Here is a 12,594-nt window from a genome sequence, read left to right as displayed (position 1 = left end):
GCCCGCGTGCCGGGCCTGTGCGTGCGTTGCCGTGGTGAGTCTTTCGAATGCACGGCAGGCTCGATCAGGGGACAACTACCCGTGTCCGCGTCATGGGGTGCTGTCGATGGGCGGTCGCTCGGCCGCGTCTGTCCCCAGACGGCGAGTTGGGCGCGGGACCGGAAGCCCAGTTCGGCCAGGACATTCTCGATGTGTCCTTCCGCGGTCCGCTGGGCGACGACCAACTTGCTGGCGGTCTCCTCGCTGCTCATGCCGAGGCCGACGAGCTCGGCCACCTCCCACTCTCTTGGGGTCAGACTTCGGGGAGTGGCCCGGCTCCCTGGGGCGGGGCGGCCGTCCGGCGGGTCGGCGTCGTGCCGGACGTCTGATCCTCGATGACATGTAGTCCACGCGAGGTTCGGTGGGTTCGGCCGCCCGCTGGCGGAGGAACAGCCGCTCAGCGCCGGCATGGCGGATTTTGTTGGCAAGTTCCCCTACTCGGATATATTGCCAGGCTTGCGGAACCGGCCAGGGCTGACGACGTGACAGAGCACGGCCGTGCTGTGCCTGCCTCGTGCGGGGGCTGCCATCCTGGGACCGCGGAGCGTCAGACCATTGCGGCCAGGTGATGGATGTGAAAGAAGTGTGCAGGCGAATATGCGGAAAGGGCGACCGGGGTGCCTGCTGATCTCACCCCTTTGATCGGCCGTCGCCGTGAGACGACTCTCGTCAGACGGCGACTCTCACTGTCGCGCCTGGTAACCCTGACCGGAGTCGGGGGCGTGGGCAAAACCCGGTTGGCTCTGGATACCGCTGCCAAGGTTGGCCGCATGTTCCCCGACGGGGTGCACGTGGTGGAACTCGCGACTGTCCGTGAGGGGGAGCTGGTTCTCTGGAACATTGCCTCCTGTTTGAGGCTCCCCGACAGGCCGGGACACGCGACGCTCGAGATGGTCGTGGATCATCTCCGTGACAAACAGCTACTGCTCGTTCTGGACAACTGCGAGCACCTCGTCGATGCGTGTGCCGCCACGGTGGACACGCTGCTGCGGGCCGCACCGGCGGTGCGCATCCTGGTGACGAGTCGGCAGGTACTGGGGATCACCGGAGAACAAACCTTCTCGGTGCCGCCGTTGCCCACCCCTGTCCCTGGCCGCGGCACTTCGGCGGGAGACCTGTCGCGGTACCCGGCCGTCGTCCTGTTCGAGCAGCGTGCCGCAGCCATTGTTCCCGGCTTCCAGGTGGGCCGCGAGAACGCCGAGGCGGTGACGCGTCTGGTACACGCACTGGAAGGGCTTCCACTGGCGATCGAACTCGCCGCGGCCTGGATGCGCACTCTGACGGTGCAGGAGATCCTCTCTCGCCTGGAGGACCGTTTCGGTCTGTTGCGGCTGGGCAGCCGCGCTGCCTTGCCACGCCAGCGGACGTTACGCGGCCTCGTCGACTGGAGCTACGAGCTGTGCACGGAGCAGGAACAGGCGCTTTGGGCGCGTGCGTCTGTCTTCTCCGGAGGCTTCGACCTGTGCGCCGCGGAAGCCGTATGCGCCGGCGAGGGCCTGGCCGCGGACACGATGGTCGAGGTGGTGAACGGCCTGGTGGAGAAGTCTGTTCTGAGCCGTTCCGAGCGCTATGGGCGGTCCCGCTACCGTATGCTCGAAACCATTCGCGAGTACGGCCAAGAGCGATTGTCCGGAGTCGGAGCCCTGACCCGTTTCCGCCGCCGCCACCGAGACCACTATCTCGGCCTCACCGCGCGGGCCGAAGCCCAGTGGTTCGGGCCCGAGCAGGAAGCATGGTTCGCGCGGCTACGTGGCGACCACCCCAACCTCCGCGTGGCACTGGAGTTCTGTCTACAGACACCCGGTGAGGCGACAGCAGGTCTGGCCCTGGCGGTGGCTCCGCGTCATTACTGGATCACCTGTGGCTCTTTGGGCGAGGGCAGGGACTGGCTCTCCCGCCTGCTGGAAGCCGACAGCGCCAACGGGGCAGCGTCCGCGATCCGTGCCTCGGCCCTGGCGACCCACGCCTACCTGGGAATTCTGCAAGGGACTGCGGATGACATTCTGGGGATCCTCGATGAGGCCCAGACCCTTGCCGTACGCATGGGGGACCGGTCCACTCTGGCCTGGGTATGCCACCACCGCGCGGTGGCCGCCACCTGGAACGGCGACATCGCCCAAGCCGCCGCGCTGTTCGAGCAAGCCGCGACCGCTCTGCGCGAGCTCGGCGACATCGGGGGCACCACCGAGTGCACGACGAAGCTGGCACTCGCACTTGCCTTCGTCGGAGATCTTCCCCGTGCTGCCGCCCTGTGCGATGAGTGCGAAGCGGTCATCTCGAAGCACGGTGAGTCGTGGCTGAGGGGGTTCAATCTCTTCACCAGGGCGCTGCTGTGCTGGCACAAGGACGAATTTTCGACGGCGGGGACACTGGCCCGGAACGCCGTTGGGCTGCTCCGCCCCTTCAACGACTGGTGGGATATCGCCATGTGCGTGGATCTCGCCGCCTGGAGCGCGGCCCGGACCGGCATGCCGGAGCGTGCGGCGGGCCTCTTTGGCGTGGTCCGGTCCCTGTGGGCATCGATTGGCGCATCCCTGCACACCGCGCCCTTCATGGCCGAAGCCCACGAGCGGTACGAGCGGGACGTGCGCGGAGAGCTGGGCACCAAGGCGTTCCAGCGGGCCGCCCGGCGTACGGCGGATCTATCCCTGGCAAACGCACTGGACTACGTCGTCGGTGATCAAGTGGCCGGTACTTCGTCGACCAGGCGGTCAGCCGAGCAGCACGGTCGGAGCGTCTCGCAAGCGCTGACCCGGCGAGAGCGGGAGGTGGCCGAGTTGGCCGCCCTCGGTATGAGCAACAGGGAGATCGCCACCAAGCTGGTCATCGCACAACGCACCGCGGAAGGGCACATCGAGCATGTCCTGGCGAAACTGGGCTTCCGGTCCCGCGCTCAGCTCGCCAACTGGGTACACCAACAGCACAGCGCGTCGGAGCGGCTGCCTTCCAACGGCACACCTCGTCGCGGCGGGTGAAGCCCGCTGCGGGCCGGCGCGGCGGCGTCCATCTTGCCGAACGCGTTCCGCGAGGTCCGCTCGCCCGGGGCGGTGAAGCATCCGGCGAACCGGCGAAGGGACAGCCGAGACGAGCCAGTCCCGCCTGATCGCAGCGCCTGCCCCACTCGACAATCGCGGTCAGGGAGTTGTGACCGGGCTCGTTCTCGCGCACGGCCCAAGCGTCGGCGGCGTCGCAGGCCGGTAGCGTAGGCCGCGCGGATCACGCGGATCACGCGGATCCACGCGCGTACACAACCACCAGGAACTCGCACCGCTGGCCATGCTGGTCGCCGATTCCGAGCAGGCACACCGCTTCGTGCAGGGCGTGAAATCAAACGAACTGCGTCCATTTCTCCAGGCTCACGCCGATAACGGCGACCAAGCCGGGGCCGCACTGCTGGCGGTCAGTGCCCACGCATACCTTGCTGGAGAGCCTGAGCTGTCCTCGATGGGCGAAGCGGTACCGCGAACTTGGCCTCGGCAGACGAAGTGATCAGGCCCACTTCTCGCTAGCGTCTCGCCCGGCGGTTGCTTCCCTATGCGGCGCTTCGTAGATCCGTCGATTGGACTGGTGTGAAGTGAAGATCAAGGTTGGTCAACTGTTGAGACATCTTCTGGTGGTGGCGGTCCGGAGACGGCTCGCCGCCGGGGTGGGCGTGGTCGCGCTGCTGGCGGCCGTCCTCACCGGCACGGCCGTCGGTACGGCCAGTGCGGCGCCCCAGACGGCGCGGGGCGCTGCCGCCGCTCAGGCGTCCACCGGATGGGTCTGCCCCGGCACGCCCATACCGGATGGTTATGTGGTCACCCTCCGTGCTGCGAACGGGTGCAATGGTGCGGGTGCCTGGTACATCCAGCCCGTGCATAACGGGATCTGGGTGTGTGCCACCTCGCCGATCCCCGCCGGCTATGTGGTCACTCTCCACACGGCCAATGGCTGCAACAGCAACATCGACACCTGGTTCCTGGAGACGGCCCGCGATGGCCAGTGGGTCTGTGCGGGCTCGCCGATCCCCTCCGGTTACGTGCTCACCGGCCACATAAGCAATGCTTGTGGCAATATCGGCTCGTGGTTCCAGCAACAGGCCCGCGCCGGCCAGTACATCTGCCCTGGCGTGGCCGCGCCGGCCGGCTTCCGCACCGATGTCTTTAACGCGAGCATGTGCAGTGGCCTCGGGGGCTGGCTCCTGGTCAGCGCCTGATCCGATCGGGATCCGCCGGGAGGCGCCGCGTGATGCGCGGTGCCTCCCGGCGTCGCACACGTGTGGTGAAACTCCGGCAGATCCCGCAGTGGCGCTCAGCGCACCGGGTTGCCCGAGCAGCGGGGCCGTCAAGGCTGGTCCGACCTGTACCGTGCACATTGAGGTGACGGCCCTGAGGCTTCCAGCCTGAGCGTTGGCGTGGCGGGATCGACGAGGAAGCGGTTTCGCGGCCGGTTGCGGAGCATCCCCGGGTTCCGCTACAGGCCATCGTCATCACTCACGTCCACGCATTGATCACGGACGGTTCATTCGGCGGCCGTTTCCTTTTCTGTGTTTTCGGGGGTTGTGGTCGCATGCGCCGGACAGGTGCCTGGAGCGCTGGCGTAACTCGTAGCCTTGGCCGCGATGCCTTGCTCACAGTGATCTGGTTGTGGAGCCGCGGCAAGCTGGACGGCGCGGCCGCGGACGACCGCACGGAGTCGGTCTGGACCGTGCCGGTCTTCGGCGACGACGCCGGCAACGTCGGCCCTGCCTTCTTCACGCGCAAGCGCCTGTCGGACATCACCACCTCAACGGCGACGCCGAGGTGTCGGGCAGCATCAGCGACCCGTGGTCCAAGCGCACCGCCACCCACACACGTCCTACGCGGACACCGAGGGGTACTACGTTCGGACCAAGGCCACCCACGATCGCACCAGGATCACCAGCGGCATCAGCCCGGTGGACAGGGTCCGCACCCAGACCACCACCTATGACGACTTCGGCATGCCCGCCACCGTCGAGGACGACGACGACGCGGTCAGCGGGCGACGAGACATACACCCGCAACTGGCCGGTGGTCGGCTACCGACCTCGCTGTCCAAAACGCGTACGACCAGGTCAAAGCGGTATGGGCGGCGGCCGGCATCCGATGCTGAGCACGCCTCTGGCCTGTCCGCCGGAGGAACCGCCGACGTGAGACCTATGCGGCACACATCCCATTTCCGCAGGCGGGCGGGGTGACCTGTGTTCTGTGGATTGGCTGGGCCTCTAATGCGGTTGGTCGGAGGGTCTGCTGACCGAAGTGTCGAAAAATGGTTGGCCGGCCGGCGGCCGCTCTGGTCAGATTGAGCGGGTGATCGCCACGTCGCCCCAAGGACCTGTCGAGCCTCCACGTATCGTTGCCGAGCTCGCGGCGGGGCAGCCGGTACGGGCCGTATGGGAGAACGAACTCGGCGGGTTGACCTTCCAAGTCGGTTTGGGGGATACGCGGCGGTTTGTGAAGTGGACGCCGGTCGGCAGCGGTATCGACCTTGCGGCCGAGGTGGCACGCCTGCGGTGGGCGGCGAGGTTCACCGTGGTGCCGCGGGTACTCGGTGAGGGCGCTGACGAAATGGGGTCCTGGATCATCACCCATGGCTTGCCCGGACGTGCGGCGGTGGACGATCGCTGGAAGCGCGACCCCGGTACCGCAGTACGCGCGATCGGCTCCGGGCTGCGGGTGCTCCATGACGCACTGCCCGTCGCGAACTGCCCGTTCGACTGGTCGGCCGAAAATCGCCTGGAGAGTGCGCGGTCACGAGCGGCGGCGGGCCTGACCAGTCTGGCGGACTGGCCTCCAGACCTTCAACACTTCGGCACGGTCGAGCGCGCGCTCGGCGTGCTCACTGACATCCCGCCCGTCGACCGGCTCGTCGTCTGCCATGGCGACGCCTGCGCTCCCAACACCCTGGTCGGTGACGACGGCACGTGCACGGGACACGTCGACCTCGGCACGCTCGGTGTCGCGGACCGCTGGGCCGACCTCGCTGTTGCCACATGGAGTACACAGTGGAACTACGGTCCGGGATGGGAAGAGCCACTGCTCGAAGCCTACGGAGTCGAGCCGGACCTGGAACGGATCATGTACTACCGGCTGCTGTGGGAACTGTCGGACTGAGCATCCCTCCGTGCTCAGGCCCACACGCTTCTGGCTTGTGACTTCATACACGCGTCACTGCCCACCCTACGGGCGCTTGGGTCACCCAACTTGCCCGCAACTTGCTCATGGACCTCGAAGACAGAGCTGGGTGCTTCCGGTTCCTCATCCGTGACGCCAGGCGCAGGACCAGGGAACGGATCGAGCGGATGGTGCGTGGGCGTCCGCGTCGTCTGGGTACGCAGGTCGCGGCATGGCGCCGCCTGAGCAGTTCACGATGCCGACCTCACGCTGAAGGACCAGCAGTTGGTGCCGAGAAAGTGTCACGGTGACAGAAGTTCTCTCGGAGTTCGGCGGTCCGCAGATGTCGAGAACGTGCCACCGGCGCGCCCAAGGCGGCGCCGCCCGCACCGTCCGCCTCCTCAAAAGGGGCCCCACAAAGATCGGTTCAGCGCCGGACGGCGGCGAGCCTGTGCGACCTGCTGGAGGAGGCGGTGCGGCAAGCGAGGCCCTTGGCCGGGCCCGTGGCGGGCTTACCACCAAAATCCATATCGCCGCGGAGGGTCGCTGCCGCCCGTTGTCCCTGCTCATCACGCCGGGCCAGCGGGCGGACTGCACACAGTTCGAGCCGGTCATGGACAAGATCCGCGTCCCTCGCAGGAGATCTGGTCGCCCGCGCCGCACGCCGGACAGCGTCGGAGCGGACAAGGCGTACAGCAACCGCAAGATCCGCAGCTCTCTCCGCAAGCGTGGGATCCGGCATGTGATCCCGGAGAAGAAGAACCACAAGGCCGCCCGCCCGCGCCGGGGTTCACACGGCGGACGGCCTCCGGGATTCGACAAGGTGCGGTACAAAGATCGCAACACGGTGGAACGGGCCATCGGAAAGCTAAAACAGTTCAGAGCCGTGGCCACCCGTTATGACAAGCGCGGATACGTCTACCTCGGCACCGTGACAGCCGCTGCCCTCCTCATCTGGCTCCGGTCATGACCCTCGCGGTGGGACGTTAATCAGTTGTCGTCAGCCCATGGGCGACGGATACCGTCGCGTTCATGGACGAACAGGCCCTGCTCGAGCGCTCCGATGGCCCAGTCACCCGCAGTCGGCTCATCCATGACCTGACCGCGCTCGGCCTCACCGACGGCGACATCGTGATGTTCCACACGCGGATGTCCGCCCTCGGGTACGTGGCAGGCGGCCCTCAGACGGTCATCAGTGCCCTCCGCGATGTCGTGGGAGAGCAGGGAACCCTGATGGTGACCTGCGGTTGGAACGACGCCCCGCCCTATGACTTCACCGACTGGCCGCAAGCCTGGCAGGACGCCCTGCGCGCAGAGCACCCCGCATACGATTGCGAACTCAGCGAGGCAGACCACAACAATGGACGGCTCCCAGAAGCACTGCGCCGCTGGCCAAGTGCTGTACGCAGCCGACACCCCGACGCCAGCTTCGCCGCACTCGGTGCGGCGGCAACCATGCTGATGGCCGACCATCCCTGGGACGACCCGCACGGCCCCGACAGCCCGCTGGCCCGGCTGGTCACGATGGGCGGCCGGGTTCTTCTCCTGGGCGCCCCGCTGGACTCTCTCACGCTCCTGCATCACGCCGAGGCGCTCGCCGAAGCCCCCGGCAAGCGATTCGTAGACTATGAGCAGCCGATCCTCGTTGATGGGGAGCGGGTCTGGCGGCGTTTCCACGACATCGACTCGGAAGACGGAGCCTTTGACTACTCCTCTGTAGTGCCTGAGAGACAGGACCCCTTCGAGGCGATCGCCCATGACATGCTCGCCGCCGGAATCGGCAGCATGGGCATGATCGGCGCCGCCGAAAGCTACTTGTTCGAAGCTGGCGAAGTCGTGAACTTCGGCATCACCTGGATCGAAGAGAAACTGGGCAAATCCCGGTAACCCGGCCAACGACAGACTGTTCACTCGGCTCTGTCCATGATCGACGAGACAAGACCTAGAGGCGCGACCTTCCCGTTGACGCGTCCGACGAGCCGGCCCTGGCTGTTCGGGGACGTCGAGTCCCTGTGTCTTTGCCGTCGGCGAACTATCCGGGGCCCGTAAAGCACGGACTGATGTCTCCGTTCGGGCGGCGACCGTCATCACCCGACCTCACGCCGGGCGAGCTTCTTGAGCTCCATGCGCGCGGCCGGTGTGGCCAAGGGGCCGCACCAGTACGGGTGTCCGGCGATCTGTCTCGACGGCTCGTGCAAACGTCGGCGGTTCCTCGTGGTGCTCGCCGTCGGACCGGATTCGGCGAGCGCCACCCAGGACGGGCAGTGCCGGGCCACCATCGGTATCTGGCGCTCGGCGTATAGCCCGGCAAGAACTGAACGTCGCCGATCACCGCGAATCCCGCCTCAAGCCGCCGCAGCGCAGTTGGGTTCTCCCCTCGCAGAGCAGCCCCGATCCGATCCATCCGCCAGTCACCGGTCATGGCCAGAACCTATACATCGAAGCCTCAAGCGGCACCGGCCGCGTCCTGATCCCATCACTTTCGGTTCCGGCTGCCGAGCGACAGGTGCCCGGGGCCGGGGCGTATACCGCGGTACCGCGCTTCGCGGAGGCCGTCCCCTTCACCGCCGGTCAGGCCGCGGAAGCGATGCCTGCCCGGCGGCCCGGGAAGATCCAGGGAGTGCGAGGTTGGTGGCGGTGTTCATGTTGTCGCGGTTCGCGACTGGTGACAGTTGAATGGGCGAACTCACCAGCATCCCCCCGTATACCGCCAAAACCTAAGCCAGTTTTAGCCATTAATTGGAAATTTGCTTATATCGGATGGGGGTGCATCGCATGATCGGACCCAGAAGCCATAGTGAGTGCCTCTCGGTCGGGGGATATCGATGAAGAAGCGCACCTACGCAAGCCTTGGCTCCGTCGGCGCCGCAGCCGTACTGTTCGTCACCGCCTCTGCGGCCTCCGCCAACTGGAGCAGCCACATCGACAGCACGGAAGTCGGGGCCGCAGCGGCTTGGGACTGTCCCTCACAGTCGATCTGCTTCTATACAAGCAAGTTCGGTCAGGGGAAACGCTGTGTCTGGCCGGCGCGGCAGAACGACCCCGACTGGACGAGCGGCGACCTGAAGTGCTCCTGGGCTTCTTCGGACCCCACAGTCAGGTCAATTCGTGTCATGCCCGCCCTTGGATCTGTCTCTTATTACCCTCGCAAGAACTACGGCGGCTCTCGCGGTTGCGTGAATGGAGGCGCCCCGGGCGCCAAGAAGTCGTTCGCCGCCGCGCAACGGGTTCTGTCGCACACCACCACCGGTTCCGGCTGCGAAATCTGAGTCCGGGCGTACCGCGTCAGGAGGCGGGTCGGAGGGGCGCAAGGGACACGTGCACGGTGCCCGGGCACCCGCCCTGACTCGCATCCTGCGGCAGCACATCGAAGACGAGGGGCTCTCCAAGCGGATGTGTTGGCCCGCCCTGTCTACGGCGAGGTGGGCGGGTGCGGGGAGCGGAGTACGAGGAGGGTGATCTCGCTGGGGGCGAAGACGCGGAACGGCGGGCCCCAGAAGCCGGTGCCGCGGCTGGTGTAGAGGAGGGTGCGGGGGCCGTGGTGGCTGAGGCCGGCGAGGGCGGGCTGGTCGATGCGGACGAGGTGGTGGAAGGGCCAGATCTGGCCGCCGTGGGTGTGGCCGGAGAGTTGGAGGTCGATGCCGGCGGCCGCTGCCCGGTCGATGAACTTGGGCTGGTGTGCCAGGAGCAGGACGGGTAGGTCGGGGTCGGCTCCGGTCAAGGCTCCGGCGAGGTGGGCGCGGTGGCCTGCCAGGCCGGAGGACTCGGCGGTGACGTCATCCACGCCGGCGACCACGAGGGTGTCGCCTCCGCGCTCGAGCAGCAGATGGCGGTTGCGCAGTGGCTCCCAGCCCAGCTCGTCCATCAGGTCGACCCAGCCCTGGGCCTCGCTGTAGTACTCGTGGTTGCCGGTGACGTATACCCGGGCCCGGGTGGCTCGCACGGTACCGAGTGGGGCGGCCTGGGCGCGGCGGCGTTCGGCCGTGCCGTCCGCGATGTCGCCGGTGTGGCAGACCAGGTCGGCGTCCAGAGTGTTCACCGTCTCGCATACCCGTGCCGACCAGCGAGCGCGATCGAGTGGGCCGTAGTGGGTGTCGGTGATGAGGACGACGCGGATGCCGTCCAACCCGGCGCCCAGCCGTGGGAGTTGCACGTCGAGTCGGCGCACGCGTGGCACGCGGCGGGCCTCGGCGTACCCCCAGGCGAGCAGTACGGCGGTTATGCCGAGGGCGGCCCAGGTGACGATTCGGGCCCGGTCCTGGCTCTCGCCGACGCCGGCCACGGTCAGGGCGAGCCGCAACAGGACGCCGGTCAGAACGGACCAGGTGAACAGGATCCAGATGGTGCCCAGCAGGGTGGCGCCGATGATCGCCGCCCGATCCTGCTGGCGGCGGCCGTGGCCGCGCACCAGCAGGAGCGGCATACCGATGAGACCGAGGGCGAACAGGGCGGTGCCGACCAGCGTGACGGGCAGCGGCCAGTGCTGGCCGGTGTGCAGGAGCACCCAGCAGGGCACGGCCCACAGCAGGACGGGGGCGATCAGGGGGATGTACTGCATCAGGCGGCGCAGTGGGCTCTGCCGCGGCGCTTGCGCTTCACCCTCGGCGGGCCGGGTGTTGCTGGTGTCGGTCACGCTTCCCCTCCCTGACCAGACTGCCGTCTCGCGCACTGTATCCGGTCGCCTTGGGCCGGCAGCCGCGGTCATGCGCTGGGGAGGGCGAGCTTGCGCAGGCGCTGGTCGCCGATCATGGCGAGCATGTCGGGCTGCTCGGGCTGCCAGCCCAGTTGCCGGCGGGCGTTGACAGAGCGGATGCGGCTGGAGGCGGCCATGATGAGGGTGCCGAAGGGGCCCCACGCCTGTTCGGCCTCTTCGACGGTGACGCTGCGGGCCTTGACGCCGAGGTCCTCGGCGACCTTCTCCGCGATCCAGCGGTTGGGGGTCTCCCCGGCCGCCGCGTGGTAGAGCCTTGCCGGGCGTCCCTTGTCCAGGGCGAGGCTGAACAGGCGGGCCACGTCGTCGATGTGGACGTGGCTGTAGGTGTTCAGCCCCTGCCCGATGTAGATGGCTGCCCCGGTCGCGGCGACCGACTGGTAGATCATCGACATATGGCCGTGGTCGCCGGGGCCCCAGATCTGACCGGGGCGGATGACCATCGCGCGCACGCCGTCGTCGGCGGCGGCCAGGACGGTGTCCTCGGCGGCCTTGCGGAAGCCGGCCAGGGGTTCGGGGATGAAGGAGTCGTCTTCGGCGAAGACGTCCGGGCTCCAGGCGCCCGCGGTGCGCTGCATCAGCACACCGCTGCCGGACAGGAAGATCAGCGACTTGCCCGTCCCGGCCAGCGCCCGCGTCAGGTCCTGCACGGTTGCGGTCTCCTGCTCCGGATCGGCCTGGGCGGCGTAGATGACCGCGTCGGCGCGCAGGGACGCCTCGACGGCGGTGGCGCGACGCGTGTCCAGATCGGCGGCGACGGGGGTGACGCCCTGGGATTCGAGGGCGTCGGCGGCCGCGTCGGTGCGGGCCAGGCCGGTGACCGTGTGCCCTTCGGCGGCCAAGTGACGTGCGAGGCTGCCGCCGACGAATCCGGTGGCGCCGATGACGAAGATGTTCATGACAGGGTCCTTCAGGCGGGAAGGGCGCTGCGCTCGCCGCCGTCGGCGAACAGGACGGCACCGTTGACGTAGGAGCTGGCCGGGCCGGCGAGGAACGAGACGATCTCGGCGATCTCGGCGGGGTCGCCGGCGCGGCCGCGGGCGTTGGTCGTGTCCAGGACCGCGATGTGCTCGCCGAACATCGCCTGGGTGCCCTCGGTGTGTACCGGGCCCGGCGAGACGGTGTTGACGCGGATACCGCAGGGCCCGTATTCGGTGGCCCAGTAGCGGGTGAGGATCTCCGCACCGGCCTTGGAGGCGCCGTAGGCGGCACCGACCGGGGCCGGCTGGCGGGCCGCGCTGGACCCGACGAGCACGATCGAACCCCCTCCGCGCTTGGTCATGCCGGGCGCCAGTGCGCCGACCAGAAGGAAGGGGGCGCGGGTGTTGACGGCGATGTGCCGGTCGAAACTCGCCGCGCCCGTCGCGGCGGTCGGGGCGAACTCGTACAGGCCCGCGTTGCTCACCAGGATGTCGACGGCTCCTGCCTCGGCGGCCAGCCGCAGCGTGTCCTCGGCGTCGGTGAGATCGGCGGTGACGAAGCGGGCGGCGCCGCCCTCGGCCGCGATCTCCTTCACCAGGGCCGCGCCCCGGGCCTGGTCCCGGCCGTGCAGCACGACCTCGGCGCCCTGGCGGGCCAGATTCAGGGCAATGGCCTTGCCTATGCCCGAGGTGGCTCCGGTCACGAGCGCGGTGCGGCCCCGCAGAGCGGTGCTGGTGCTGGTCATCGTCGTCCTTCGCGGGAGTGGACCGGGGCGTGCCGCGTCGGTCACGCGAGCGCCTTCCGATTACC

9 protein-coding genes and 4 pseudogenes are annotated in these 12,594 nt (G+C 68.0%); 7 read left to right on the top strand and 6 right to left on the bottom strand.

Annotated features, from left to right (window positions below):
• Positions 1-146: 146 nt before the first annotated feature.
• Positions 147-449 (bottom strand): annotated as a pseudogene (locus ACK1X7_RS10035) (response regulator transcription factor); the annotation flags it as partial.
• Between the two features lie 312 nt (positions 450-761).
• On the opposite strand from ACK1X7_RS10035, the gene ACK1X7_RS10030 reads away from it, so the two are divergent.
• The 4 genes and pseudogenes from ACK1X7_RS10030 to ACK1X7_RS10015 all read left to right on the top strand — a co-directional run.
• The gene (locus ACK1X7_RS10030) at positions 762-3,014 is read left to right on the top strand and encodes an ATP-binding protein (protein WP_390796000.1); all 2,253 of its coding nucleotides are present in this window, start codon (positions 762-764) and stop codon (positions 3,012-3,014) included.
• Between the two features lie 599 nt (positions 3,015-3,613).
• Complete coding sequence (locus ACK1X7_RS10025) at positions 3,614-4,234, top strand: hypothetical protein (RefSeq protein WP_413114976.1); 621 nt, start codon at positions 3,614-3,616, stop codon at positions 4,232-4,234.
• Between the two features lie 1,114 nt (positions 4,235-5,348).
• Positions 5,349-6,152 carry an aminoglycoside 3'-phosphotransferase gene (locus ACK1X7_RS10020; protein WP_413114975.1) on the top strand — a complete coding sequence of 268 codons (804 nt, stop codon included), beginning with the start codon at positions 5,349-5,351 and terminating at the stop codon, positions 6,150-6,152.
• Between the two features lie 6 nt (positions 6,153-6,158).
• Positions 6,159-6,307: pseudogene (locus ACK1X7_RS10015) on the top strand (integrase); the annotation flags it as partial.
• Here ACK1X7_RS10015 and ACK1X7_RS10010 read toward each other — a convergent pair.
• A pseudogene (locus tag ACK1X7_RS10010) lies at positions 6,307-6,411 on the bottom strand (helix-turn-helix domain-containing protein); the annotation flags it as partial. The pseudogenes ACK1X7_RS10015 and ACK1X7_RS10010 overlap by 1 nt on opposite strands.
• Before the next feature lie 84 nt (positions 6,412-6,495).
• Here ACK1X7_RS10010 and ACK1X7_RS10005 point away from each other — a divergent pair.
• Together ACK1X7_RS10005 and aac(3) are read left to right on the top strand one after the other, a co-directional pair.
• Positions 6,496-7,122: an IS5 family transposase gene (locus ACK1X7_RS10005; RefSeq protein ID WP_413116863.1), complete on the top strand. Its 627-nt coding sequence runs from the start codon at positions 6,496-6,498 to the stop codon at positions 7,120-7,122.
• A gap of 62 nt (positions 7,123-7,184) precedes the next feature.
• Positions 7,185-8,039, top strand: a complete 855-nt coding sequence (aac(3), locus tag ACK1X7_RS10000; protein WP_390795998.1) for an aminoglycoside 3-N-acetyltransferase — start codon at positions 7,185-7,187, stop codon at positions 8,037-8,039.
• 409 nt (positions 8,040-8,448) lie between these two features.
• On the opposite strand, the pseudogene ACK1X7_RS09995 reads toward aac(3), so the two are convergent.
• A pseudogene (locus ACK1X7_RS09995) lies at positions 8,449-8,574 on the bottom strand (diadenosine tetraphosphate hydrolase); the annotation flags it as partial.
• Positions 8,575-8,977: 403 nt separating this feature from the next.
• Between ACK1X7_RS09995 and ACK1X7_RS09990 the strand changes: the two are divergent.
• Positions 8,978-9,421 (top strand): peptidase inhibitor family I36 protein, encoded by a 444-nt coding sequence (locus tag ACK1X7_RS09990; protein ID WP_385143117.1) that lies wholly within the window; start codon positions 8,978-8,980, stop codon positions 9,419-9,421.
• A 143-nt stretch (positions 9,422-9,564) separates the two neighbouring features.
• Here the strand turns inward: ACK1X7_RS09990 and ACK1X7_RS09985 are convergent, their stop codons facing one another.
• The 3 genes from ACK1X7_RS09985 to ACK1X7_RS09975 all read right to left on the bottom strand — a co-directional run bounded on the left by ACK1X7_RS09985 (position 9,565) and on the right by ACK1X7_RS09975 (position 12,529).
• The gene (locus tag ACK1X7_RS09985; RefSeq protein WP_385143120.1) at positions 9,565-10,785 is read right to left on the bottom strand and encodes a metallophosphoesterase; all 1,221 of its coding nucleotides are present in this window, start codon (positions 10,783-10,785) and stop codon (positions 9,565-9,567) included.
• Positions 10,786-10,853: 68 nt separating this feature from the next.
• Complete coding sequence (locus tag ACK1X7_RS09980) at positions 10,854-11,762, bottom strand: NAD-dependent epimerase/dehydratase family protein (protein ID WP_413114974.1); 909 nt, start codon at positions 11,760-11,762, stop codon at positions 10,854-10,856.
• Between the two features lie 11 nt (positions 11,763-11,773).
• Complete coding sequence (locus ACK1X7_RS09975; protein ID WP_385143125.1) at positions 11,774-12,529, bottom strand: SDR family NAD(P)-dependent oxidoreductase; 756 nt, start codon at positions 12,527-12,529, stop codon at positions 11,774-11,776.
• Between the last annotated feature and the right edge of the window lie 65 nt (positions 12,530-12,594).

It is taken from the genome of Streptomyces sp. CY-1 (assembly GCF_047218265.1).
Lineage (GTDB): Bacteria > Actinomycetota > Actinomycetes > Streptomycetales > Streptomycetaceae > Streptomyces > Streptomyces niphimycinicus.
This window is presented reverse-complemented; position numbering and strand designations above follow the sequence as displayed.